We start from the raw sequence: 24,428 nt of genomic DNA, 5'->3' as shown, positions 1-24,428 counted from the left end.
TCAGTCGAGGTCGAACTCGCCGTCCTGGGCGCCGGCGACGAAGGCGTCCCACTCGGCCTGGGTGAAGACCAGCACCGGGCCGTCCGGCTCGGCCGAGTTGCGCATGCCGATCAGGTCGTCGACGAAGGCGACCTCGACCGCGCTGTCGGTGGTGTCGCCCTCGGCCCGCTGCCAGACCGCCCGGGACAGGTCGAAATCGCCCTTGGGGTGCTGACCCATTGTTCGTCCTCCATCACCACGCGCCGTGGGGAGCCGGTCCGGCTCCTCGTCGGGCAGGATAAGCGGATGCCGAGCCTGACCCGTGTAGAGGCGACCGCGCGTCGCGCGCTGATCACCGTCGAGTCCTACCAGGTGGACCTCGACCTGACCGGCGGCGGCGAGCGCTTCCGCTCGACCGCCACCATCCGCTTCCGGGCCACCCCCGGCGCCGAGACGTTCGTCGAGGTCAAGCCGGCGGCCCTGCGCGGGGTACGCCTCAACGACCGCGATCTCGACCCGGGCGCGCTGGCCGACGGCCGACTCCCGCTGACCGACCTCGCCGCGGAGAACACCCTCACCGTGACCGCCGAGATGGCGTACACGAACACCGGCGAGGGGATGCACCGCTTCGTCGACCCCGCCGACGGCGAGACCTACCTCTACGCGATGTCCTTCCTGGACGACGCGCCGCGCATCTTCGCCGCCTTCGACCAGCCCGACCTCAAGGCCCCGGTGACCCTGTCGGTGACCGCCCCGCCCGAGTGGACGGTCGCGGCCAACGGCGCCCTCGCCGCGAACCCCGCACCCGGCCGCTGGGAGTTCGCCCCGACCGCGCCGCTCTCCACCTACTTCGTCTCGCTGGTCGCCGGGCCCTGGCACGTCCGCCGCGACGAGCACGACGGCATCCCGCTGGGCGTCTACTGCCGCCGCTCGCTGGCGGCCCACCTCGACGCCGACATCGAGGAGATCTTCACCGTCACGAAGCAGTGCCTGGACCGGTTCCACCAGCTCTTCGCCGAGCGCTACCCGTTCGGCAAGTACGACCAGGCGTTCGTGCCCGAGTTCAACGCCGGCGCGATGGAGAACCCCGGCCTGGTCACCCTCCGCGACGACTACATCTTCCGCTCGGCGGTCACCGACACCGAGCGGGAGCTGCGGGCGACCACCATCGCCCACGAGATGGCCCACATGTGGTTCGGCGACCTGGTCACCATGCGCTGGTGGGACGACCTGTGGCTGAACGAGTCCTTCGCGGAGTACCTGGGCACCCGGGTGACCGCCGAGGCGACCCGGTTCGACCAGGCGTGGACGACGTTCGCGATCCGCCGCAAGGCCTGGGGGTACGCCGCCGACCAGCGTCCGTCGACCCACCCGGTCGCCCCGGAGGAGGTCGCCGACGCGGCCCAGGCGTTGCTCAACTTCGACGGCATCTCGTACGCCAAGGGCGCCAGCGTGCTGCGCCAGCTGGTGGCGTGGCTCGGTGACGACGCCTTCCTGGCCGGGCTCAACGCGCACTTCGCCGCGCACCGGTTCGGCAACGCCACCCTCGCCGACCTGCTGGCCAGCCTCAGCGCGGCCAGCGGCCGGGATCTCGCCGACTGGGCGGAGCGCTGGCTGCGCCGGCCGCAGGTCAACACGCTGCGGGTGCGGACCGCGGTGGACGCCGACGGCCGGTGGACCGAGGCGGCGGTGGTGCAGACCGCGCCCGAGGCGTACCCGGTGCTGCGCCCGCACCGCATCGGCGTGGGCCGGTACGGCACGGGGGCCGCGACGCACCGGTTCGAGGTGGACCTCGACCCCGAAGCCGACAAGGGCCACACCGACCTCGCCGCGCTGGTGGGAGAGCCGGCCACCGGGCTGCTGCTGCCCAACGACGGCGACCTCACCTTCGCCAAGATCCGCCTCGACCCCGCCTCCGCCGACGCGGTGCCGATGGTGCTGCCCGGGCTGGACGACCCGCTGGCCCGGGCGCTGCTCTGGGGTGAGGCGCTCGACGCGGCCTCCGACGGGGAGCGCCCGGTCGCCGGCGTGGTGGCGCTGATCGACGCGGCGCTGCCCGCCGAGACCGAGGTGGTCATCGCCGAGCAGGTGCTCGGGCGCAGCCACGCCCTGGTCGACCGCTACCTCGACCCGTTCGCCCGGGACGCCGCCCTGCTCCGGATCGCCGGGGCCTGCGCCACGCTGCTCGACGGCGCCCCCGCCGGCGGCTCGCTCCAGCTCGCGGCGGCACGCGGCCTGATCGCCGCGACCGCCGACGCGGATCTGCTGCGCGGCTGGCTCGCCGGCCACGGGGTGCCGGAGGGGCTGGCGGTCGACGCCGAGCTGCGCTGGGCGCTGCTGCGCCGGATGGTGGTGCTGGGCGCCGCCGGCGAGACCGAGATCGCCACCGAGGCCACCGCCGACCCGAGCGCCACCGGTGCCGAGCGGGCCGCCCTGTGCCGGGCGGCGCTGCCCGAGCTGCCGGCCAAGGAGGCGGCCTGGGAGATCATCACCCGGAACACCGAGCTGTCCAACCGGCTGGTCGAGGCGACCGCCGAGGGCTTCTGGCAGCCCGAGCAGGCCGAGCTGACCGCGGCGTACGTCGAGCGGTACTTCATCGACATGCCGGACGCCGCGCGGCGGCGTACCCCCTGGGTGGCCGACCGGGTGGCCGGCCTCTCCTTCCCCCGCTACGCGGTGGCCCAGCCGACCCTGGATTCGGCCGCGGCGCTGCTGGGCCGCGACGACCTCACCCCGGGCCTGCGCCGGGTGGTCATCGACGCGGCCGACGACCTGCGGCGGGCGCTGGTGGCCAGGACGGCGGTGGCCGCGGCGGGCGCCTGACGGGTGGGTGAACTCCGACGGCCGGCGGCCCGAACGGGCCGCCGGCCGTGCCCGGCCTACGATCGTCGGGTGGAGGAAGACATCCGGCGAATCGGGATCATGGGCGGCACGTTCGACCCGATCCACCACGGGCACCTGGTGGCGGCCAGCGAGGTGGCGGACCGGTTCGGCCTGGACGAGGTGGTCTTCGTCCCGACCGGGCAGCCCTGGCAGAAGGCCGACGAACCGGTCAGCCCGCCCGAGGACCGCTACCTGATGACGGTGATTGCCACCGCCTCCAACCCGCGGTTCCAGGTCAGCCGGGTCGACATCGACCGCGGCGGCCCCACCTACACCGTCGACACCCTGCGCGACCTGCACAACGAGTACGGCCCGAAGGTCCAGCTCTTCTTCATCACCGGCGCGGACGCGTTGGAGCGGATCCTCTCCTGGAAGGACCTGGACGAGATCTTCGAGCTGGCCCACTTCATCGGCGTCACCCGGCCCGGCTTCGAGCTGACCGACAAGCACCTGCCCGCCGACACGGTCAGCCTGGTGCAGGTGCCGGCGATGGCGATCTCGTCCACCGACTGCCGCGCCCGCGTCGCCCGGGGTGAGCCGGTCTGGTACCTGGTGCCGGACGGTGTGGTGCAGTACATCGCGAAACGGCGCCTTTACCAGCCGTGAATTCGCCCGTTCTGGGGTCGTTCGTCCCCGTAATGGGCCAGAACTGACAAGTCGTCGCGCCGCCGGGTGTGAGACGCTTGGAGGGTCGCACGGTTGATCGAAGGAGAACGGTGACAGTTTCCGAACGCGCTCACGAGCTGGCGATGGCCGCCGCCCAGGCCGCGGCCGACAAGAAGGCCGAGGACATCGTCATCATCGACGTGGGCGATCAGCTCGCGATCACGGACGCGTTCCTGGTCGCTTCCGCCCCCAACGAGCGTCAGGTGCTGGCCATCGTCGACGCCATCGAGGAGCGCCTGCTCGAGCTGCCGGAGAAGGCCAAGCCGCTCCGCCGCGAGGGCGAGCGGGGTGGCCGCTGGGTGCTGCTCGACTACGTCGACATCGTGGTGCACGTCCAGCACACCGAGGAGCGCGAGTTCTACGCGCTCGACCGGCTGTGGAAGGACTGCCCGACGATCCCGTTCGTCGACCGCGACCTGGTCGAGGCCGAAGCGGCCGGCTCCTCCGCCGCCACGGAATGACCCGGCTGATCGTCTGGCGGCACGGCAACACCGACTGGAACGCCGCAAGCCGCGTCCAGGGCCAGACCGACGTGCCGCTGAACGACCTCGGCCGGGAGCAGGCGCGGGCCGCCGCGCCGCTGCTCGCGGCGCTGCGGCCCGACGTCATCGTGGCCTCTGACCTCAGCCGGGCCGCGGCGACCGCCGACGCCCTGGCCGAACTCACCGGCCTGCCGGTCCGCACCGACCCGCGACTGCGGGAGCGCCACTTCGGCCTGTGGCAGGGGCTCGCCCTCACCGAGGCCGCCGCGCGCTTCCCCGATGAGTACGCCCGCTGGCGGGCCGGCGACCCCGACCCGGGCGCCGAGATCGAGAACCTCGACGACCTCGGCAAGCGCCTCGGCACCGCCTTCCAGGAGGCCGCCGACCTCGCCGACGGCGGGACCGTCGTGGTGACCACCCACGGTGGTGGCGCCCGGCAGGGCGTGGGTCATCTGCTCGGCTGGGACCACTCGGTGCTGCGCTCCCTCGGGTCGCTGGCCAACTGCCACTGGACCGAGCTGCGGTACGACGACGGCGTGACGCGGCGTGCCGCCCCGGGCTGGCACCTGCGCGCCCACAATGTCGGCCTGATCACCCGCTCGGCGCCGGCCGAGCCAGTCTGAGCCGTCCGGCCCGGGCGTCCGGCGCGCGGATCGGCTAGCGTGCCGGGCATGCCCGTCGCGGTCGTCACCGACTCCACCGCCTACCTTCCGCCCGAGCTGGTGCAGGCGCACCGGCTCACCGTGGTGCCGCTGACCGTCGTGCTCAACGGCGCGGAGGGGCTGGAGGGGGTGGAGACCTTCCCGGCCGACGCGACCCGGGTGCTCGGCGGCCGGCGGGTCTCGGTGAGCACGTCCCGGCCGTCCCCCGAGCAGTTCGCCCGGACCTACCGGGAACTGCTCGACGCCGGTGCCGACGGCGTGGTCTCCGTACACCTGTCGGCGGAACTCTCCGGCACGGTCGAGGCGGCGCGTCTCGCCGCCGCCGAGGTCGGCGACCGGGTAACCGTGGTCGACAGCCGCTCCACCGGCATGGGCCTGGGCTTCCCGGTGCTCGCGGCGGCCGCCGCCGCGGAGGCCGGCGCCGACCTGTCCGGGGTACGCGACGCGGCGCTCGCCGCCGTCGACCGGACGACGATCTGGTTCTACGTCGACACGCTGGAGTTCATGCGCCGGGGCGGCCGGATCAACGCGGCCGAGGCGCTGCTCGGCACCGCCCTCTCGGTCAAGCCGATCATGCACATGCCGGATGGCGCGATCGTGCTCAAGGACAAGGTGCGCACCGCAAGCCGGGGCGTGGCCCGCCTGGTCGACCTCGCCGTCGAGGCGGCCGGCGACGCCGAGGTGGACCTGGGGGTGCACCACCTGGCCGCGCCGCAACGTGCCGCGCAGCTCGTCGAGGCGCTCACCGCCCGGCTCGGCGACCGGCTGCACGACACGTACGTCTCCGAGGCGGGCGCGGTGGTCGCCGCGCACGCCGGGCCGGGGCTGGCCAGCGTGGTGGTGCACCGACGCCCGGCGCCGGAGCAGCCCGGCCACTGAGCTGGACGACTGGCCGTCAGCGCCGGGGAACGGGGGACCGGATGTCGTACGTGGTGACCGGCGGCGGCCGGGGCGTCGGGCGGGCCGTGGTGCACCGGCTGCTCGACGGCGGCGGCACGGTGGTGGTCGTCGAGCGGGACGCCGACGCACTGGCCTGGCTGGCCGCGCACCCGGCCGCCGACCGGCTGGTGCCGGTGATCGGCGACGCCGCCGACGAGCAGGTCACCGCGCACGCCGCCGACCTGGCCGAGCGCGTCGCGCCGCTGGCTGGCTGGGTCAACAACGCCGCGGTGTTCCGGGACGCGTCGGTCCACACCGCGCCCGCCGCCGAGGTGCTGACGCTGATCGAGCTCAACCTCGCCCCGGCGGTGGTCGGCGCGGCCACCGCCGTCCGCCGGTTCCTCGCCGCCGACACCGGCGGGGCGATCGTCAACGTCTCCTCCCACCAGGCCAATCGACCGGTGCCTGGCTGCCTGCCGTACGCCACCGCGAAGGCCGCCGTCGAGGGCCTGACCCGGGCGTTGGCCGTGGAGTACGGCGCTCGGGGCATCCGGACCAACGCGGTTGCGCTCGGCTCGATCGCCACCGAGCGGCACGCCGACTTCCTGGCCGGGGCGGAACCGGCCGCGGCGGAGCGGGTCGAGCGGGAACTGGCCCGGCTGCACCCGGTGGGCCGGATCGGGCGCGCCGATGAGGTGGCCGAAGTGGTGGCGTTCCTGCTGTCGGCGGGGGCGGGCTTCGTGAACGGCGTGGTGCTGCCGGTGGACGGCGGACGGGCCGCGCTGGGCCAGGATCCCGAGGCGCGCTGAGCTCTCAGCAGCCGCTGCCATAGCAGATCCGGGCATGATCAGGCGGTTGTCCACAGGCCGCTCGGTTGTCCACAGCGGACCCTCGACGAGCTGACCGCGACGCCGGGACGGCCCTACCGTCGCGCCGTGTCAGACGACGAGGAGTCCATCGTGCGGCGGCGGTTGTCCCGGCTGGTCGACCCGGCGGGGGAGGGGCACCCGCCGGTCGCGTGGCCGCGCCCGAGCCGGGTGCCCGGCGAGCCGTCGCCCGGGGTGGACGACCCGCCCCGGCGCGGCCCGGCCGGTGCGCGCCGGCCCGCCCCGTGGCCCGGTGCGCGCCGGCCCGCCCCGTGGCCCGGTGCGCCGGACCCGACCGGGCGGTCCGCGTCGTGGCCGGCCGGTGCGAGGGAGCAGGACCAGCAGCCGGCGATCGAGGACGACCCGGGCCGGGCCGATCCGCCGGTGTCCCGGCTGCCCGGGCCCGGGGCGTTCGACCCCGGCCGGCGCGGTGTTCGGGCGCTCGCCGTCGTGGCCGTGCTAGTCGTGCTCGGGGCCGGCTTCTGGTCGTGGCGGTCCCGACCGCGGGCCGAGCCGGTCCGGCCGGAGCCGGCGATCGCCGCGTCGAGCGCCGCGGACCCGTCGGCCGCCGCCGTGCCGGCCGCGAATCCCGGCGGCGAGCTGGTGGTCGCCGTCGCCGGCAAGGTACGCCGTCCCGGGCTGGTCCGGGTGCCGGCCGGGGCTCGGGTCGCCGACGCCGTCGAGGCTGCCGGCGGGGCGTTGCCCGGCGTCGACGTCGCCCTGCTCAATCCCGCCCGCAAGGTCGCCGACGGGGAACTCATCCTGGTCGGCGTCGCCGCCCCGGCCGGCCAGGCCGGGCCGGCGGGCGCGTCCGCCGGGGGCGCGGCCCCGGCGGCGGGCGGGCGGCTGAACCTCAACACCGCGACGCTGGCGCAGCTCGACGCGCTGCCCGGGGTCGGCCCGGTGCTCGCCCAGCGGATCCTGACCCACCGCGACCAGCAGGGCGGCTTCCGCTCGGTGGGCGACCTGCGCCAGGTCGAGGGCATCGGCGACGCCCGGTACGAGCAGCTCAAGGACCTGGTGACGGTGTGAGCCGGGCGACCGGTCCGCACGGCGCACCGCCGGAGCGTGCCCCCGAGGCCCCCGACCTGCGGCTGGCCGGCCTCGCCGTGGCCGCCTGGCTGACCGCGCTGGCCTGCCTGCACCTCACCGCTCCGACGGCTGCGCTGCTCGCCACGTCCGCCGCCGGCCTGGCCGGTCTCGGGGCCGGGCACCTGCTCGGCTTCGTCGGGCGGCCGAGCGGCCCGGTCCGCCGGTACGGCTGGATCGCGGTGGCGGTGCTCATCGGCGTGGTCTGCGGCGCGAGCGCCACCGCGGCCCGGCTGCACGTGCGCGACGCCCCTGCCCTGCGCGTGCTGGTGGACCAGCGCGCCCGGGTCACCGCCGAGCTGGTCGTCCGGGACGACCCTCGTCCGATCCGCGGCGCGCCGGGCCGCCCGGCCACCCTGCTGGTGGCGGGGGAGCTGATCCGCCTCACCGGCCCGGGCGGCGCGCGGCTGCGCGCCCCGGTCCGTGTTCTGGTGCTCGCCACCGATCCGGCCTGGCGGGGGCAGCTGCCGGGGCAGCGGCTCACCACCGAGGGGCGGCTGAGCGCGCCCCGGGGCGGCGATCTCACCGCAGCCGTCCTCAGCGCCGCCGGTCCGCCCGTCCCGCTCGGACCGCCGCCGTGGCTCCAACGGGCCGCCGGTACGCTCCGCGCCGGGCTGCAACGGGCCTGCGCCCCGCTCCCGGACGAGCAGGGCGGCGTGCTCCCCGGACTGGTGGTCGGGGACACCAGCCGGCTGCCCGCCGCGGTAGAGGAGGACTTCCGGACCACCGGGATGACGCACCTCAACGCCGTCTCCGGCTCCAACGTGGCGATCGTGGTCGGCGCGGTCCTGCTGCTCGCCCGCTGGTCCCGCGCCGGCCCGCGGCTGGCCGCCGTGCTCTGCGGGCTGGCCCTGCTCGGGTTCGTCGTCCTGGTCCGTCCCTCGCCGAGCGTGGTCCGCGCCGCGACCATGGGCGCGATCGGGCTGGCCGCGCTGGCCGCCGGCCGACCCCGGGCGGCGCTGCCGGCGCTGGGGGCCGCGGTGGCCGTCCTGGTGCTGCTGGATCCGGACCTCGCCGGTGACGCCGGCTTCGCCCTCTCCGTCCTGGCCACCGGCGGGCTGCTGCTGCTCGCCCCCGGGTGGCGCGACGCGCTGCGCCGGTGGGGCGTGCCGCCCGGGCTGGCCGAGGCGCTCGCGGTGCCGGCGGCCGCGCAGGTGACCTGTGGGCCCGTGGTGGCTGGCGTCTCGGGGACGGTCAGCCTGGTGGCCGTGCCGGCCAACCTGCTGGTGGTGCCGGCTATCGCGCCCGCCACGGTGCTCGGGGTGGTGGCCGCCGTGATCTCACCGCTCTGGCCGGCCGGCGCCGCTTTCGCCGCCTGGCTGGCGAGCTGGCCGGCGTGGTGGCTGGTGACCGTGGCGCGGGTCGGGGCCCGGCTGCCGGCGGGCACCCTGCCGTGGCCGGGCGGGGTGCCCGGCGCGCTGCTGCTGGCCGGGCTCACCGTGGGGCTGCTCGTGGCCACCCGCCGGCCGGTCATCCGCCGGCTCGTCGCCGTCTGCGCCGTCGCGGTGGTTCTCGGCACCCTGCCGGTCCGGCTGGTCGCCGGCGGTTGGCCGCCGGACGGCTGGCTGGTGGTCGGCTGTGCGGTGGGCCAGGGCGACGCGCTGGTCCTCCCGGTGGCCGCCGGGCGGGCCGTGGTGGTCGACGCCGGTCCGGAGCCGTCCGCAGTGGACGGTTGCCTGCGGCGGCTCGGCGTCCGGGAGGTTCCGCTGCTGGTGGTGAGCCACTTCCACGCCGACCACGTGGGCGGGGTGGCGGGGGTGTTCCGGGGGCGGCGGGTGTCCGCCGTGTTGACCCCGGGACTACCCGAGCCGGCGGCCGGGCGGGAACTGGTGGCGGCCGCGGCGGCGGGTTCGGCCGGTCTCGGCGTACCGGCGGCCGGGTGGTCGTACCGGGCCGGCGGGCTGGAGCTGGTCGCGCTCGGGCCGCCGTACCCGCTGCGGGGCACCCGTTCCGACCCGAACAACAACTCGTTGGTGCTGCGGGCCACCGTGGCCGGGGTGCGGGTGCTGCTGCCGGGGGACGCGGAGACCGAGGAGCAGCGCGCCCTGCTGGACCGGGTGTCGGCCGGCGCGCTCCGCGCCGAGGTGCTCAAGGTCGCCCACCACGGCAGCGCCTACCAGGACCCGGCCTTCCTGGACGCGGTCCGGCCGCGGGTCGCCCTGGTCGAGGTCGGGGCCGGCAACGACTACGGCCACCCGAGTCTGACCGTGCTGGCCCGGCTGTCCCGGGGCGGGGCGCGGGTCCTGCGGACCGACACCGACGGCGACGTGGCCGTGGTGGTCGGGCCGCACGGGTTGGCGGTGGTGACCCGGGGACTGCCACCGGGGCAGCGGTGAGCGTGGACCGAGGAAAGTTCGGAGATAGCGGCGGATTGCCAGTGTCGGCGCGGTAATCGACGTAAATGTCTGCTTTTGCGCTGAGTGCGGGGTCAGCCGTCACAGCGGCTCACGAGCAGGCCCGTACCCGCGGTGAGCCGTGCCAAGATGGGCGGCGTGACCGCCCCCAGCCTCGCTCCCATTCTGCTCGTCCTCGGCGATGAGGAGCTACTCGCCACGCGCGCGGTGAGCGAAGCCGTGGCGAAGGTCCGCAGCGTCGACCCGGACGTCGACGTCCGGGAGTACCAGGCCGGGTCGCTCACCGTCGGCGAGATCGCCGAGATGCTCAGCCCGTCCCTCTTCGGCGGCCGCCGGGTGCTGGTGCTCCACTCCGCGCAGGACGCCCGCAAGGACCTGGTCGCCGCGCTGCTCGCGTACGCGAAGAACCCTGACCCGGACGTCCATCTGGTGGTGCTGCACCTGGGCGGTGCCAAGGGTAAGGCCTTTGCCGACGGCCTCCGTGCGGGCGGCGCCACGGTGGTGCCCGTGGCGAAGTTTAAGGGGCAAAAGGCGCACCGTGACCGGATGGCGTTCGTCCGGGACGAGATCCGGCGGGGCGGTGGGCGGTGCAACGAGGACGGCGCCGAGGCGCTGATCGCCGCGGTCGGCAACGAACTGCGCGATCTGGCAGCCGCCTGCTCGCAGCTCCTCGCCGACACTGACGGTCGCATTGGCGCGGACGCGGTGGCCCGGTACTACAAAGGCCAGGTCGAGGTGACCGGTTTCACGGTCGCCGACGCCGCCATGGTGGGCGACGTCCCGGCGGCGCTGGAGGCGCTGCGCTGGGCGCTGCACGTCGGGGTCGACCCGGTGCCGATCGCCGATGCCCTCGCCGACGGGGTGCGGACGGTGGCCCGGGTGGCCGCCGCCGGGCGGGGCGACCCGTACCAGCTGGCCAGCGCCCTCGGCATGCCCGGCTGGAAGATCAAGAATGCTCAGCAGCGGGTGCGGGGCTGGACCCCGGAAGGGCTGGTCGAGGCGATGCGGGCCGCAGCGGAGTGCAACGCCGCGGTCAAGGGTGGCGCCGACGACCGGGCGTACGCGCTGGAGAAGGCGATCTTCTCGGTCGCGGCCGCCCGACGGGGTGGCGCCCGGTGACCGGCCCCGCCCGCACGCCGTGGACGACGGTGCCGAGCGAGGACGAGCGGTACCGCCCGCTCTACGCCCGGCTGCTTGGTCTGCGGTTCGTGAACCCGGGCGGGGTGCTCTGCTTCCTCTTCTTCGAGGGCGCCGTCGCGCTCGCCGTGCTGCTCGCCCTGGCCGAGCTGGTGAGCTGGTGGGCGGTGCTGGTCCTGCCGGCGGTGGTGGCCCTGATGGTGAAGCTCAACGACATGGTGGCCGAGATGGTGGTCCGCTCGGCGGCGCTCGTGCCCGAGCAGGAACGGGACCGGTTCCGGCGGCAGATGGAGCCGGTGGTCGGCCGGGCCCGGGTGCCCCGGACGGTGCCGGGCGTGGTGGTGACCACCGAGACGTACGCCGGACGGGTGGAGTGGCCGGCGTCACCCACCGAGGGTGACGCCCCCGGGTGGATCACCGAGGCCCGCCGGGGCGCTCCTGACCGGCCCGACGTCGCCGACTGACCGGCCCGACGTCGCGACGATCGGCCGGGACACGGACACCGGAAGCCCCGGGCGTCGCCGCCCGGGGCTTCCGGTCAGGTCTGAAGTTGCTCTGGGTCAGGCCGAGAGCGAGCCGACGCGCTTGGAGATCGCCGACTTCCGGTTGGCCGCCTGGTTGGCGTGGATCACGCCCTTGCTGGCGGCCTTGTCCAGCTTGCGGGCGGCGTCACGCATGAGGACGGCAGCCTTCTCGGCGTCACCGGCCTCCGCAGCCTCGTGGAACTTGCGGATGGCGGTCTTCAGCGACGACTTGACCGACTTGTTGCGCAGCCGGGCCTTCTCGTTCTGCCGGTTGCGCTTGATCTGGGACTTGATGTTCGCCACGCGACAGCCTCGTCTTGATAGCTCGGTATGGTCTGTTGCCGCGCGCGACGACGAACAGGCGTCATCGCTGCGCGAAGAGCCAGGTTACCAGGTTGGCCGGGACGAGCCAAAACGGCTCAGCCCCAGCCCCGCCGAGCGGCCAGCCAGGCGAGCGCCCGCTCCCCGCTGAACCGCTGGTGCGCCCGCAGATGCGGGGATGCCGCCCCCGCCCCCGCGACCGCCGGGTCCGGGGCCGCCGCCGAGGTGAGGTGGTAGCCGGCGAGGGCGGCCAGCGTCACGTCCAGGGCGTCCGGCGGGGCGCCGGCCGTGGCCGGGTGGCCGGTGAAGACCCCGTCCAGATCCGCGCCGCCCGGGTACCCGGTGATCAGGAGGCTGACCAGGTCGAACCAGGCCGGGCCGTGACAGAGCCACGTCCAGTCGCAGAACCAGGCCCGGCCGTCGGCGTCGAGGAGCACGTTGTCCATCCGCAGGTCCCCGTGCACCAGGCCGTGGCCGGCGGCGGCGTACGCCGGCAGCCGGGACTCCAGCGCGACCAGCTCGGGCAGCCGGGCGTCGGCCCAGCCGGGCAGCGGCGGCGCCGGCTCGCGGCCGGCGGCCACCTCACCCCACCAGAGGATGTCGTCGCGGGCCAGGTCGGCCAGCCGGGGCAGCCCGAGGGCGACCAGGTCGGCGGGGGGTCGGGCGAGCGCGGCGGCCACCTCGGCGTACCCGGCGAGGACGGCGTCCCGCTCGGCCGGGTCCCAGGGCAGCCGGGGCGTCCGCCCGTCGATCGCGTCCAAGCAGAGCGCGTACCAGCCCGAGTCGGCGAGCGCCCAGCGCGGCCGGGGGACCGGCAGGCCGGCGGGGAGCCGGGCCAGGACCGCTCCCTCCCGGGCGTACCAGTCGGCGAGGTGGCGCTGCCGGGTCAGGTCGGCGGCCTTGACGAAGGCCCGGCCGCCGTCCGCGGTGTTCAGCACGGCGGCGAACCCGCTGGTGAAGCCGGCCCCGGCGGTACGTGCGGACACGACGGGCGCGCCGAGCCGGGCGGCCACCGCGTCCCGCAGCCCGCGGGGCAGCGCCGACCAGTCGGGCCGTACGGCGGTGCCGTGGTACGGCGGCGGGCTGGTGGTCACCCCTCCCATGCTGCCCCGCCCGGCGTTCCCCCCGGGGACTGGACTTCCCACGACTCGCCGCGATGTTCCCGCTGCCCGACCGGGGACGGGAGTGGGTCTGGGAGACTGCCAGGCCATGAGGACCGACGACTTCTGGCAGTTGATCGAGCAGGCTCGGGTCGGTGGCGGCGGTGAGGCGCCGGCGGTCGCCGCCCGGGCGGTCGCCCTGCTGGCCGAGCGCGATCCGGAGGACATCGTCGGGTACGCCCGCCACCAGCAGCGGGTGCTCGCCGCCTCCTACCAGGTCGACCTCTGGGGCGCGGCCTACCTGATCAACGGGGGCGCCTCCGACGACGACTTCGAGTACTTCCGGGGCTGGTTGATGACCCAGGGCCGGTCGGTCTTCGCCAGGGCGGTCGGTGACCCGGACGTGCTGGCCGAGCTGCCCCGGGTGCGGGCCGCCTCGCTCAGCGGCGAGGAGTTCCGCTGCCCGGAGATGCTCACGGTGCCCTGGGACGCGTACCGGAAGGCGACCGCGACCGAGCTGCCGGCGGAGCGCGACCCGGTCGCGGCACCCGACCTCAACGACTTCTGGGACTTCGACGACGAGGACGAGGCGCGCCGTCGGCTGCCCCGGCTGGCCGCGCTCTTCGTGGAGCCGCCCGAGGAGTGACCGCGGGCGGTGGGCCGGCACCCTGGAGTGATCGGACCGCGTCGCGGGCGACGTGGGAGCATAGAGGGGGCCGGCGTCGCGCCGGCCCGCTCACGTCAGCCGACCAGAACGGACAGCTGTGCCACCGACGCTCGATCCCGGCGCGAACGCTCCTGGTGCCACCGACCCGGCGCGCCTCAGGAACTTCGGCATCATCGCCCACATCGACCACGGGAAGTCGACGTTGGCCGACCGGATGCTGCAGCTCACCGGCGTGGTCGACCCCCGGCAGATGCGTGCCCAGTACCTCGACCGGATGGACATCGAGCGCGAGCGCGGCATCACCATCAAGAGCCAGGCCGTCCGGATGCCGTGGACCGTCCGCGAGGGGGAGCGGGCCGGCGAACAGGCCGTGCTCAACATGATCGACACCCCGGGTCACGTCGACTTCACCTATGAGGTCTCCCGGTCGCTGGCCGCCTGCGAGGGCGCGGTCCTGCTGGTCGACGCCGCCCAGGGCATCGAGGCGCAGACGCTGGCCAACCTCTACCTGGCGCTCGAGAACGACCTGCGCATCATCCCGGTCCTCAACAAGATCGACCTGCCGGCCGCCCAGCCGGAGAAGTACGCCGAGGAGTTGGCGCACCTGATCGGCGGCGACCCGGCGGACTGCATCAGGGTCTCCGGCAAGACCGGTGAGGGCGTGCCGTACCTGCTGGACGAGATCGTCCGGCAGTTCAGGCCGCCGGTCGGCGACGCCGCCGCGCCCGCCCGGGCGATGATCTTCGACTCGGTGTACGACGTCTACCGTGGCGTGGTCACCTACGTCCGGGTGATCGACGGCCTGATCAGTGCCCGGGACCGGATCAAGATGATGTCCACCGGTGCCGTGCACGAGTTGTTGGAGATCGGGGTGATCTCGCCGGAGATGGTGAAGGCCGACGCGCTCGGCGTCGGCGAGGTGGGCTATCTGATCACCGGCGTGAAGGACGTCCGGCAGTCCCGGGTCGGTGACACGGTCACCATCAACTCCCGGCCGGCGACCGAGGCGCTCGGTGGTTACAAGGATCCGAAGCCGATGGTCTACTCGGGGCTCTACCCGATCGACGGCTCGGACTACCCGAACCTCCGTGAGGCGCTGGACAAGCTCAAGCTGAACGACGCCGCGCTCGACTACGAGCCGGAGACCTCGGGGGCGCTGGGCTTCGGCTTCCGCTGCGGCTTCCTCGGCCTGCTGCACCTGGAGATTATCCGGGAGCGGCTGGAGCGGGAGTACAACCTCGACCTCATCTCCACCGCGCCGAACGTGGTCTACCGGGCCATCACGGATGACGGTGAGGAGATCGTGGTGACCAACCCGAGCGAGTACCCCACCGGCAAGATCGCCGAGGTGTACGAGCCGGTCGTCCGGGCCACCGTGCTGACCCCGAACGACTACGTCGGCGCGGTGATGGAGCTGTGCCAGGGGCGTCGGGGCAGCCTGCTCGGCATGGACTACCTCTCCGCCGACCGGGTGGAGCTGCGCTACACGCTGCCGCTCGCCGAGATCATCTTCGACTTCTTCGACCAGTTGAAGAGCCGGACCAAGGGCTACGCGTCGCTGGACTACGAGCCCTCCGGCGAGCAGGCGTCCGACCTGGTGAAGGTGGACATCCTCCTGCACGGCGAGCCGGTGGACGCGTTCAGCGCGATCGTGCACAAGGACAAGGCGTACAACTACGGGGTCAGCATCGCGGCGAAGCTGCGCAACCTGATCCCGCGCCAGCAGTTCGAGGTGCCCATCCAGGCGGCCATCGGCAGCCGGGTCATCGCCCGGGAGACCATCCGCGCCATCCGCAAGGACGTGCTCGCCAAGTGCTACGGCGGTGACATCAGCCGTAAGCGCAAGCTGCTGGAGAAGCAGAAGGAGGGCAAGAAGCGGATGAAGATGGTGGGCCGGGTGGAGGTCCCGCAGGAGGCCTTCATCGCCGCCCTCTCCTCCGACTCGGGGGACGGCAAGGCGGCCGGCAAGAAGTAGCTCCACCGTTCGTCGACGACGGCCGGCACCCCTGTCTCGGGCGGGATGCCGGCCGTTTCCGTCGGTGCGCGCGGGTCGTACCGGTGAATTTTTCGATGTTCCGTTACCCCGTGCCCGGGCCGGGAGGCCTGCCCTGACCTGCGCGGACGTGTCGTTCGGGAACCGACGCGACGGGTGTGCATCGACCTGGGACGACGCCTGTTCCGTTGAGTCGGTTTGGTTTTTCGGCGGTTCGGGCATCTACCGGTCACGACAAGAACCGCACACACCGTGCGACTCGAACATTCAGGAGGAGGGCGACCGTGGAGCTCACCGTTTGGGGCATCATCACCGCGATCGTTGTTGGTCTCATCGTCGGCGCTCTGGGCCGCCTGGTCGTGCCGGGCCGCCAGAACATGCCGATCTGGCTGCACATGCTGGTCGGCATCGGCGCCGCGCTGCTGGGCACGATCATCGCCCGGGCGTCGGGCTTCGCCGACACCGCCGGCTTCGACTGGCGTGAGTTCCTGCTGCAGGTCCTGCTGGCCGCGGTCGCCGTGGCCCTGGTCTCCGGCGTGGGTCGTCGTCGCGGCGTCACCCACCGGTAATTTCGCAACATCGCACGCTCAGCGGGCGTCCGTACCCCTCGGGTACGGGCGCCCGCTCGCGGTGGTGATCCGACAAAAGATCCGCGACACATGTCCGTCAACTGATGTGCGACAGATCCAGCGACCTAGCGGCAGGTTGCTGCCGACGAAGCGAACGCCACCGGCACGAGATCCGCTACCGGCGTTCGGCGCTGGGCACCGCCGCGGTCGATCGGCGGTCTTGAGCACCCACACCTGCCGCGAGTCGCGCCGGCGACGGTCGCAGGGTTGACCGGTCCTCAACTCCCGAATTGCGGATGGAACGCTCGCGCTACGCCCGCAATGCCGCGGCTGTAGCCGCGACGAAGCCGTCGGGGTTGTCCAGCATGATGTTGTGGCCGGCGTCTGGCACGGCGACCACCCGCACGCCGGCGTCGGTCAGGGCGCGCGCACCGATCGGTTCGTTGTCGGCCGGGTGGAGGTATGTGCGCGGCACGGGCAGTTCGAGCAGCAGATCACGCATGGTGGGGGTGGTGCCGCGGCCGAGGTGTGCCGCGGTGCGGTAAAGCGCCTCCGGACCAGTGAGTCGCATCGTCGCCGCCCAGGCCGTGCCGACTCGGGTGAGCGTCTCGGCTCGGCCGTCGCCGTGTACGAACTGCTCCTCGGTGTAGCGGGCGTGGATGCCGACGCCCGGAGGCTGCGGGTCGAGGGTGGCGTCGACAAGGACCAGTGCGGAAACAAGGTGTGGATGGCGGGCGGCCAGGACGATGGCTACGGCGCCGCCCATGCTGTGTGCGATCACCTCTGTGGCGCCGACCCCGGCTGCTGTCAGCGCGGTAGCGAGGAGGTCGGCGTGCTCCTCCAGCGTGTACGAGGCGTCGGCGGGCCGGTCGCTGATGCCGTGCCCGAGCAGATCCATCAGCAGGCTGCGCCGTCCGGCGAGGGCGGGGTTGGTGGCCACCGCCGCGTAGTACGCCGGCGAGGAGGCGCCGAGCCCGTGCAGGTAGACCCGAGTGGGTTCGGCGCCGGGGAGCTCCACCCAGCGGATCGTCGTGCCATCTGGTCGCACCTGGGCGCCGCGCATCACGTACCTCCTGACCGGTACCTCGTGTTCGAGGTATCACGCTGTCGAGGTAAGCTAGCACGGTGTTGGAGTTCGCGATAATGGGCTTCCTGGCCGACGCCCCGTTGCACGGGTACGAGCTGCGCAGACGCGTGGCTGCACTCACGGGCCACGTCCGGCCGATCGCGGACGGGACGCTGTACCCGACGATCAAACGCATGGAACGTGCGGGCTTGCTGCGTCGCGACGTGCAGGCTGGCCAGGTGGCGGCACCACGGCACGTGCTGATCCTGAGCCCGGCCGGACACGCGGAGTTGCTGCGTCAGCTCCGCACACCCGACGAGCTGTTCATCACCGACGAGAACCGCTGGTTCACGCTGCTGGCCTTCCTGCACCATCTCGACGACCCAGCAGCCCAAGGGGCCGTGCTGCACCGCCGGCTCAGTTTCCTCACCCAGCCGGCGAGCTTCTTCTGGGACGGCGACCGACCGCTGCGCGCCGACGACTTTCCCGACGACCCCTTCCGCCGAGGACTGTTCCGCATCGCCACCGCCACCAGCCGCACCGAGATCGCCTGGCTGCGGGAAATGCTGACATCACTCACGCGATGACCACCCGGATCGACTTCGGTAGGCCGACTGTCCGCAGCCCACACCAACGCGCACATCTGCCGCTGTCCGCGCGTGCATCCCGAGTCCGGTGCGTCCCCGGTCGACGCCGAGATCTAGGCTCGGGCCATGGGTGCGGTGCTCCGTCGAAGTGGCCTGATACTCGAGGTTCCCGAGGCGGAAGCGGCAGTGGGACGCCACCGTGACGTGCTCGACGCCAGCGCCCGGCTAGGGGTCCCGGCCCACGTCACCGTGCTGTTCCCGTTCGTGCCTCCAGCTCAGATCGACCTGGTGGTCGTAGCTGAGCTTCGGCGGATCTTCGCCAACACCGCGGCGTTCGACTTCCGACTGACCCGCACCGCATGGTTTGGCGACGAGGTTCTGTGGCTCGCGCCGGAGGATCCCCAGCCCTTCCGGATCCTCACAGAGCTCGTGCACACAGCCTTCCCGAATTTCCCGCCGTTCGAGGGGCAGTTTGACGACGTCGTGCCTCACCTGACAGTGGCTCATGGCTGCGACTTGGAGGACATGCAAGCTGCAGAACGGGCCCTCGAACAGCATCTGCCCATCGTGGGACGTGCTCGGAAGATGACGCTCATCGCTCAGGCCGATGACAGCGACACTTGGATCAGGCAGACCACGTTTCCGTTGGCTGAGCCGGACAGGAGTTGAACGTCCTCTCTTGCCGCTGGTCGGTGCCGGCGGATCGCGGAAGGTTGGGCGAGGAACGCGGGATCAAGACGCGGCGATGACCGCCGGCATTCGATGTTCGGCGATACGGCTCCTGCGGAGACCATGGCGGATGACCGAGACTGTAGCGATGTCTCAAGATGTCGGGGGTGCGCCGCGCACGCAGGTAGCAATCACCGCTCTGGTCATCGTCGCCGGCGTGCTCATCCTCTTCGTCCCCGCCAGTGACGAGGGCAGAGTCCTCGTGCCCCTCACGGCGCGCCGTTGAGGTCGCTGACCGAACGTCCGCTTCTGCGCGATCAGCGCGCCGAGGTGTCGCAGATCAGTTGGCGGACATGTGTCCCGCATCAGTCGACGGAGGACAGCGCCCCCGCTCGCGTGTGACGTGACCGGGCCGCCTCCGCCCGGGTTGACCGTGAGTCGGAAGGGACCGCCACGGCGGGCCACCGGGTTGGCCGTGCCGCTGCGGACCGGTCGCCCACCTTCGTCGGGTCCAGATTTCTCGGAAGTATCCGCAGCCCAGCGAGATTCCATCCCCGATCGGCCCGAAAGTCGGTTTGGAAAATCGCGGGTTCGGGAACTTATCGATCACGCTAACAACCACACATCGTGTGACATACCTAGAGAAGGAGGACGGTCGTGGAGTTCACCGTCTGGGGCATCATCACCGCCATCGTCGTCGGCCTGATCGTCGGCGCGCTGGGCCGCCTGGTCGTGCCGGGTCGGCAGAACATGCCGATCTGGCTGCACATGCTGGTCGGCATCGGCGCCGCGCTGCTGGGCACGATCATCGCCCGGGCGTCGGGCTTCGCCGACACCGCCGGCTTCGACTGGCGCGAGTTCCTGCTGCAGGTCCTGCTCGCCGCGGTCGCCGTGGCCCTGGTCTCCGGCGTGGGTCGTCGTCGCGGCGTCACCCACCGGTAATTTCGCCACACCGCATTCTCAGCGGGCGCCCGACCCCCAGGGGTCGGGCGCCCGCTCGCGTGTGTCCGGTTGCCTCCGTCGCCGGGCTCCCGCAGCCGCCGTCCGGCCCTGCCCCGCCGCCTGCGGGCTGCGGTACGGTCGCCTCGCCCGTCGCCACCCCCTGTCGTAAAGGAATTTTTCCTACTAGGGTGCGGCAGAGAAGGTTTGTGCCAAGCGGCGCGAGGGAGAAGTGGCGTGAACAGGTGGAAGCGGCTGGCTCCGGTCACCGCCGTCGTGGCCTCGGCCGCGATGGTGCTCGCCGGTTGCGGGGGCTCCGGCGATGACGAAACCGCCGACAACAGCAAGCTGACGGTCTGGATGATGGGCGAGGGCGGCGACGCCCAGACGACGTTCCTCGACGGCGTCGAGACCGAGTTCAAGAAGAAGCATCCGGACACCGACGTGGTCGTCCAGTACATCCCCTGGCTGGAGGCGCCGAAGAAGTTCCAGGCCGCCCTCGCCGGCGGTGAGGGGCCGGACGTCACCGAGCTGGGCAACACCGAGACCCAGGGCTGGGCCGCCCAGGAGGCGCTCGCCGACGTCACGGACAAGTTCGCCGGCTGGACCGAGGGGAAGGACATCCTTCCCGACCTGGTGAAGAACGCCCAGCTCGACGGCAAGCAGTACGGCGTCCCCTGGTACGCGGGCGTCCGGGCCATCTACTACCGCACCGACTGGTTCGCCGAGGCCGGCGTGCAGCCGCCGACGAACTGGGAGGAGCTGGTCTCCGTCGCCAAGGCGGTGCAGGCCAAGAAGCCGGGCACCTACGGCATCGCACTGCCGGGCAACTCCGAGCTGCCCTTCTACTCCTTCCTCTGGGGTGCCGGCGGGGAGATCGCCACCAAGCAGGGTGACAGCTGGAAGTCCGGCTACAACACGCCGGAGGCGCAGAAGGCGGTCAAGTTCTGGACGGACCTGGTGACCGTGCACAAGGTCGCCCCGCCGGCCGCCGCCGGCTGGAACGAGGTCGACGCCCGGACCCAGTTCGCCACCGGCAAGGCCGCCATGGCGTTCGCCGGCAGCTGGCAGGGCGGCGCGATGAAGAAGGACAACCCGGAGATCGAGAAGGTGTGGGGCACGTTCCCCATCCCCGGCCCGGACGGCAAGCCGGCCCCGGCCTTCGCCGGCGGCTCCGACATCGCGCTCTGGAAGGACAGCAAGCGTCAGGCGCTGGCCTGGGACTACCTGACCGTGCTGCTCAGCAAGCAGAAGGACAAGGAGTTCGCCAGCAGCCTGAACTTCTTCCCGGTCTACTCCGACCTGGTCGGCGGCAACAACTACGCCAACGACAAGGTGATGGGCGCGTTCGCCACCACCATGCAGAACACCAAGCTCACCCCGCTGACCCCGAAGTGGGTCGAGGTCAGCCGGACCAAGACCGTGACCCAGGCGATGAACAGCTCGGTCATCAAGGGCCAGAAGACGGTCGAGCAGGCCACGGCCGACGCGGCGGGCGAGATGGAAGGCATCTTGAACAGCAAGTGAGCACACTGACCAAGCCCACCGGGACGGCCGCCGCGCGGGAGACCCCCGCGCGGCGGCGGCCCCGCGTGGACCGCCTGCCGTACCTGCTCCTGCTGCCCTGCCTGGTGGTGATCGGGGTGCTGCTGCTCTGGCCGCTCGGCCAGGTGGTGGCGATGTCGTTCTACAAGCTGGACAGCGTCCGGCAGTTGCGCGGCGACCGCGAGTGGCCGTGGGTGGGGCTGGCCAACTACACCCAGATCCTCGGCGACCCGTTCTTCCGCACGGTGCTGCGCAACACGGTGCTCTTCGCCGCGGCGAACGTGGTGCTCACGATGATCCTGGGCACCCTGGTGGGGCTGCTGCTCAACCGGCTCGGCAAGCGGATGGCCACCTTCGTCGCCAGCTGCGTGATGCTCGCCTGGGCCACCCCGGCGCTGACCGGCACCATCGTCTGGAAGTGGATCTTCGACGACACGTCCGGCCTGGTGACCTGGCTGTTCAACAAGCTGCCGGACGGCCTGTCGACGGCGCTCTTCGGGCGCAGCGACTGGACCGGGTACGGCTGGTTCAACTCGCCGCTGCTCTTCTTCGCCATCCTCACCCTGGTGGTGGTCTGGCACTCGTTCCCGTTCATCGCGGTCAGCGTGCTCGCCGGGCTGAAGAGCGTGCCGAGCGAACTGCACGAGGCGGCCCGGGTCGACGGGGCCGGGCCGTGGAAGGTCTTCTGGAGGATCACCTTCCCGCTGCTCCGGCCGGTCTTCGGGATCCTGATCGTGCTCTCCACCATCTGGGACTTCAAGGTCTTCACCCAGCAGTTCGTGCTGGCCGGCGGCACCCAGGACCGGCCGACGTTCATGCTCTCCATCTACTCGTACGCCGAGGCCTTCTCGCCGCCGCCGAAGTACGGCGTGGGCTCGGCGATCGCGGTCATCCTCACGCTGATCCTGCTGGTGGTGACCGGTCTGTACGTCCGGATGGTGCTCAGGCAGGAGGACGAGTCGTGAAGAAGGTCGCCCTCAACGCGGCCGGCCTGCTGGTGGCGCTCTTCGCGGCGTTCCCGGTCTACTGGATGGTCGCCACCTCGCTGAAGCCGAACCGGGAGATATTTGCGGCGACCCCCCGACCGGTGCCGGCCGAGCCGACCCTGGAGCACTACCGGGAGATCCTCACCGGCAACCTGATCCCGGGCGTGACCTTCGCCGACTTCTTCCTCAACAGCGCGCTCGTCGCGGTGAGCACGGTCCTGCTCAGCGGGCTGGTGGCGCTGCTGGCCGCGACCGCGGTGGCGCGGTTCCGGTTCCGGCTGCGGACCAGCTTCCTGATCATGCTGCTGGTGGTCCAGATGATCCCGCTGGAAGCGCTGGTCATCCCGCTGTTCCTGATGATCCAGCGGCTCGGGCTCTACAACACCCTGCCCAGCCTGATCCTCACGTACCTCGGCTTCTCGCTGCCGTTCGCGGTCTGGATGCTGCGCGGCTTCGTGGCGGCGGTGCCGAAGGAGCTGGAGGAGGCAGCGGCGATCGACGGGGCGAGCCGGGCGCAGACGTTCCGGCGGATTCTCTTCCCGCTGGTGGCCCCCGGCCTGGTGGCGACGAGCATCTTCTCGTTCATCACCGCCTGGAACGAGCTGATCTTCGCGCTGACCTTCGTCAACGACCAGAACCGGTACACCCTGCCGGTGGCGATGACCTTCTTCTTCGGCCGCGACGACACCGCCTGGGGTTCGGTGATGGCCGCCTCGACGCTGTTCACCCTGCCGGTGGTCATCTTCTTCCTGCTGGTGCAGCGCCGGATGGTCTCCGGCCTGGTCGCCGGCGCGGTCAAGGGCTGAGCCCGGCCGCTGTCGCGGATCTTCGCCCGCGGTTAGGCTCACCGCCATGACTGGCAGGGTGGCGGCGGTGAACCTCGGCGTGGTGACCGAGGCGGAGTGGGCGGGCGACGCGAGCGGCCGCACCGGCATCGACAAGCGGCCGGTGAACGGGCCGGTGCTGCTGCGGGTCGACGGCGTGGAGGGCGACTTCATCGGCGAGCGGGCCCACCACGGCGGCCCCGACCAGGCGGTCTACGCCTACGCCGAGGAGGACGCCCAGTGGTGGGCGGCCGAAATGGACACCGGCATCCGCCCCGGCGGCTTCGGCGAGAACCTCACCACCTGGGCGATCGACATCACCGGCGCGGTGATCGGTGAGCAGTGGGCGGTCGGCTCCGCGCTGCTCCAGGTGACCAAGCCCCGCACCCCGTGCACCACCTTCGCCGGCTTCTGGGGCGTACCCGACCTGATCAAGCGGTTCACCGCTCGGGCGGCGCCGGGGGCGTACCTGCGGGTGCTGCGCGAGGGCGAGGTCGGCGCGGGTGACCCGGTCGAGGTGGTGGACCGCCCCGCGCACGGCGTGACCATCGGCGAGGTGTTCCGGGCGATGAGCCTGGAGCCGGAGCTGCTGCCCCGGCTGCTCGACGTGCCCGAGCTGCCCGAGCCGCTGCGGGACCGGGTCCGCCGCCGGCTCGCCGACACCCACTGACCGGGCCGGCGCCTCACTGCTCGGCGGCGAAGACCTCCGCCAGCACCCGGCCGCCGGTCGGCCGGCCATCGGCCACCCTGGCCCAGTTGCCGCCCCGGGCGGTCCACTCCAGATCGCCGAAGCGGACCCGCTTCACCCCGTGGTCGGTGGCGTGGGAGACCAGCCAGTGCGCGTACCGCCAGCCGTCGCGGTCGTCGGCCGCCGGCACGGTCAGCCCGGTCAGCTCGGCCGCCGTCGCGGTGGCCGGCAGACCCCAGTCGAGGGTCAGGCCCTGGGTGAGCGCGGCCGCGGCCGCCGCGCCGCGCATCGCCGGCGTCCGGCCCACCGTGCAGGCCACCGCGCCGGTCGCGTCGCCGAGCAGGGCCCGGGTCAGCACCTGCGACTCGTCCGCCCACTTCTGGTAGGCGGTGGGGAACGCCGAGCGCTGCACCGCCTGGGCGGCCTCGGTGACCTCCATGTCCTGCCAGCCGCGCACCTTCTTCAGCGCGGCGTAGAACCGGTCCGCCGCGTACCGCTCGTTGCGGATCTCCTCGGGGGTGCCCCAACCCTGGCTCGGGCGCTGCTGGAACAGGCCGATCGAGTCCCGGTCGCCGTCGGGCAGGTTGCGCAGGTCGGACTCCTGGTAGGCGGTGGCCAGGGCGACCACGACCGCCCGCTCGGGCATCTGCCGCTGCATGCCGATCGCGGCGATGGTCGCGGCGTTCGCCATCTGGTCGGCGTCCAGGATGACGGTGCCGTCGGCCTGGACGGTGCAGGTGCGACTGGCCACCGGGAGTCGAAGCTGCCCGCCGAGTTGGCGGATGACGACGAACACCCCGAGCAGGGCGATCACCGCCACGACCACACCGGCTGTCACGAATGCCCGAGTTCGCACCCGCACCTCCCTTTCGACAGTTCGCCAAGCGTACGTCCCGGAAGACGCGAGCCGGGTCGGCCGACCGGTTCACATTCCCGGGAGCAAACAGAGAAAA

General features: G+C 72.6%; 25 protein-coding genes. 20 read left to right on the top strand and 5 right to left on the bottom strand.

Annotated elements, in window-relative coordinates; translation table 11 throughout:
* On the bottom strand, positions 1 to 219 hold the full coding sequence (locus AC5RWQ_RS12795) for a DUF397 domain-containing protein (RefSeq protein ID WP_334490961.1): 219 nt from the start codon (positions 217 to 219) through the stop codon (positions 1 to 3).
* Between the two features lie 66 nt (positions 220 to 285).
* On the opposite strand from AC5RWQ_RS12795, the gene pepN reads away from it, so the two are divergent.
* From pepN to AC5RWQ_RS12745, 10 genes are all read left to right on the top strand, one after another.
* The gene (gene pepN, locus AC5RWQ_RS12790) at positions 286 to 2,802 is read left to right on the top strand and encodes an aminopeptidase N (RefSeq protein WP_494282941.1); all 2,517 of its coding nucleotides are present in this window, start codon (positions 286 to 288) and stop codon (positions 2,800 to 2,802) included.
* A 69-nt stretch (positions 2,803 to 2,871) separates the two neighbouring features.
* Positions 2,872 to 3,468, top strand: a complete 597-nt coding sequence (gene nadD / locus AC5RWQ_RS12785) for a nicotinate-nucleotide adenylyltransferase (RefSeq protein WP_334490959.1) — start codon at positions 2,872 to 2,874, stop codon at positions 3,466 to 3,468.
* A gap of 110 nt (positions 3,469 to 3,578) precedes the next feature.
* Entirely contained in the window at positions 3,579 to 3,989 is a 411-nt protein-coding gene (gene rsfS, locus AC5RWQ_RS12780) for a ribosome silencing factor (protein ID WP_334490958.1), read from the top strand.
* Positions 3,986 to 4,633 (top strand): histidine phosphatase family protein, encoded by a 648-nt coding sequence (locus AC5RWQ_RS12775; RefSeq protein WP_494282940.1) that lies wholly within the window; start codon positions 3,986 to 3,988, stop codon positions 4,631 to 4,633. The genes rsfS and AC5RWQ_RS12775 overlap by 4 nt, the downstream gene beginning before the upstream one ends.
* A gap of 48 nt (positions 4,634 to 4,681) precedes the next feature.
* Positions 4,682 to 5,551, top strand: a complete 870-nt coding sequence (locus AC5RWQ_RS12770; RefSeq protein WP_494282939.1) for a DegV family protein — start codon at positions 4,682 to 4,684, stop codon at positions 5,549 to 5,551.
* Between the two features lie 41 nt (positions 5,552 to 5,592).
* On the top strand, positions 5,593 to 6,360 hold the full coding sequence (locus tag AC5RWQ_RS12765; RefSeq protein ID WP_494282938.1) for an SDR family NAD(P)-dependent oxidoreductase: 768 nt from the start codon (positions 5,593 to 5,595) through the stop codon (positions 6,358 to 6,360).
* A 126-nt stretch (positions 6,361 to 6,486) separates the two neighbouring features.
* Positions 6,487 to 7,449: a ComEA family DNA-binding protein gene (locus AC5RWQ_RS12760; RefSeq protein ID WP_494282937.1), complete on the top strand. Its 963-nt coding sequence runs from the start codon at positions 6,487 to 6,489 to the stop codon at positions 7,447 to 7,449.
* Complete coding sequence (locus AC5RWQ_RS12755) at positions 7,446 to 9,842, top strand: ComEC/Rec2 family competence protein (RefSeq protein ID WP_494282936.1); 2,397 nt, start codon at positions 7,446 to 7,448, stop codon at positions 9,840 to 9,842. The genes AC5RWQ_RS12760 and AC5RWQ_RS12755 overlap by 4 nt, the downstream gene beginning before the upstream one ends.
* A gap of 147 nt (positions 9,843 to 9,989) precedes the next feature.
* On the top strand, positions 9,990 to 10,979 hold the full coding sequence (holA, locus tag AC5RWQ_RS12750; protein WP_494282982.1) for a DNA polymerase III subunit delta: 990 nt from the start codon (positions 9,990 to 9,992) through the stop codon (positions 10,977 to 10,979).
* A complete protein-coding gene (locus AC5RWQ_RS12745; protein WP_494282935.1) occupies positions 10,976 to 11,461 on the top strand; it encodes a hypothetical protein in 486 nt (161 codons plus the stop codon). The genes holA and AC5RWQ_RS12745 overlap by 4 nt, the downstream gene beginning before the upstream one ends.
* 96 nt (positions 11,462 to 11,557) lie before the next feature.
* Here AC5RWQ_RS12745 and rpsT read toward each other — a convergent pair whose 3' ends face one another.
* The gene (gene rpsT / locus AC5RWQ_RS12740; RefSeq protein ID WP_494282934.1) at positions 11,558 to 11,824 is read right to left on the bottom strand and encodes a 30S ribosomal protein S20; all 267 of its coding nucleotides are present in this window, start codon (positions 11,822 to 11,824) and stop codon (positions 11,558 to 11,560) included.
* Positions 11,825 to 11,940: 116 nt separating this feature from the next.
* Entirely contained in the window at positions 11,941 to 12,945 is a 1,005-nt protein-coding gene (locus tag AC5RWQ_RS12735; RefSeq protein ID WP_494282933.1) for a phosphotransferase family protein, read from the bottom strand.
* Positions 12,946 to 13,051: 106 nt separating this feature from the next.
* On the opposite strand from AC5RWQ_RS12735, the gene AC5RWQ_RS12730 reads away from it, so the two are divergent.
* From AC5RWQ_RS12730 to AC5RWQ_RS12720, 3 genes are all read left to right on the top strand, one after another.
* On the top strand, positions 13,052 to 13,588 hold the full coding sequence (locus AC5RWQ_RS12730; protein WP_494282932.1) for a DUF4240 domain-containing protein: 537 nt from the start codon (positions 13,052 to 13,054) through the stop codon (positions 13,586 to 13,588).
* Between the two features lie 118 nt (positions 13,589 to 13,706).
* Positions 13,707 to 15,584, top strand: a complete 1,878-nt coding sequence (gene lepA / locus AC5RWQ_RS12725) for a translation elongation factor 4 (protein WP_494282931.1) — start codon at positions 13,707 to 13,709, stop codon at positions 15,582 to 15,584.
* Between the two features lie 302 nt (positions 15,585 to 15,886).
* On the top strand, positions 15,887 to 16,171 hold the full coding sequence (locus AC5RWQ_RS12720) for a GlsB/YeaQ/YmgE family stress response membrane protein (protein ID WP_494282930.1): 285 nt from the start codon (positions 15,887 to 15,889) through the stop codon (positions 16,169 to 16,171).
* A 310-nt stretch (positions 16,172 to 16,481) separates the two neighbouring features.
* Here AC5RWQ_RS12720 and AC5RWQ_RS12715 read toward each other — a convergent pair whose 3' ends face one another.
* Positions 16,482 to 17,234, bottom strand: coding sequence for an alpha/beta fold hydrolase (locus AC5RWQ_RS12715; RefSeq protein WP_494282929.1), 753 nt, complete (start codon positions 17,232 to 17,234; stop codon positions 16,482 to 16,484).
* A 62-nt stretch (positions 17,235 to 17,296) separates the two neighbouring features.
* On the opposite strand from AC5RWQ_RS12715, the gene AC5RWQ_RS12710 reads away from it, so the two are divergent.
* From AC5RWQ_RS12710 to AC5RWQ_RS12680, 7 genes are all read left to right on the top strand, one after another.
* Positions 17,297 to 17,824, top strand: coding sequence for a PadR family transcriptional regulator (locus tag AC5RWQ_RS12710; protein ID WP_494282928.1), 528 nt, complete (start codon positions 17,297 to 17,299; stop codon positions 17,822 to 17,824).
* A gap of 126 nt (positions 17,825 to 17,950) precedes the next feature.
* Positions 17,951 to 18,493 (top strand): 2'-5' RNA ligase family protein, encoded by a 543-nt coding sequence (locus AC5RWQ_RS12705; protein WP_494282927.1) that lies wholly within the window; start codon positions 17,951 to 17,953, stop codon positions 18,491 to 18,493.
* A gap of 657 nt (positions 18,494 to 19,150) precedes the next feature.
* Positions 19,151 to 19,435, top strand: coding sequence for a GlsB/YeaQ/YmgE family stress response membrane protein (locus tag AC5RWQ_RS12700; protein ID WP_494282926.1), 285 nt, complete (start codon positions 19,151 to 19,153; stop codon positions 19,433 to 19,435).
* Positions 19,436 to 19,669: 234 nt separating this feature from the next.
* Positions 19,670 to 20,959 (top strand): sugar ABC transporter substrate-binding protein, encoded by a 1,290-nt coding sequence (locus tag AC5RWQ_RS12695; RefSeq protein ID WP_494282925.1) that lies wholly within the window; start codon positions 19,670 to 19,672, stop codon positions 20,957 to 20,959.
* A complete protein-coding gene (locus tag AC5RWQ_RS12690; RefSeq protein ID WP_494282924.1) occupies positions 20,956 to 21,942 on the top strand; it encodes a carbohydrate ABC transporter permease in 987 nt (328 codons plus the stop codon). The genes AC5RWQ_RS12695 and AC5RWQ_RS12690 overlap by 4 nt, the downstream gene beginning before the upstream one ends.
* Positions 21,939 to 22,769 carry a carbohydrate ABC transporter permease gene (locus AC5RWQ_RS12685; RefSeq protein ID WP_494282923.1) on the top strand — a complete coding sequence of 277 codons (831 nt, stop codon included), beginning with the start codon at positions 21,939 to 21,941 and terminating at the stop codon, positions 22,767 to 22,769. Before AC5RWQ_RS12690 ends, AC5RWQ_RS12685 begins: the two co-directional genes overlap by 4 nt.
* 46 nt (positions 22,770 to 22,815) lie before the next feature.
* Positions 22,816 to 23,457 (top strand): MOSC domain-containing protein, encoded by a 642-nt coding sequence (locus AC5RWQ_RS12680; RefSeq protein WP_494282922.1) that lies wholly within the window; start codon positions 22,816 to 22,818, stop codon positions 23,455 to 23,457.
* A gap of 13 nt (positions 23,458 to 23,470) precedes the next feature.
* On the opposite strand, the gene AC5RWQ_RS12675 is transcribed toward AC5RWQ_RS12680, so the two are convergent.
* Entirely contained in the window at positions 23,471 to 24,337 is an 867-nt protein-coding gene (locus AC5RWQ_RS12675) for a hypothetical protein (protein WP_494282921.1), read from the bottom strand.
* Between the last annotated feature and the right edge of the window lie 91 nt (positions 24,338 to 24,428).

The sequence above is a fragment of the Micromonospora sp. BS32 genome, from assembly GCF_059089345.1.
Note: the sequence above shows the minus strand (reverse complement) of the source record. Positions and strands in the feature narration are given on the sequence as shown.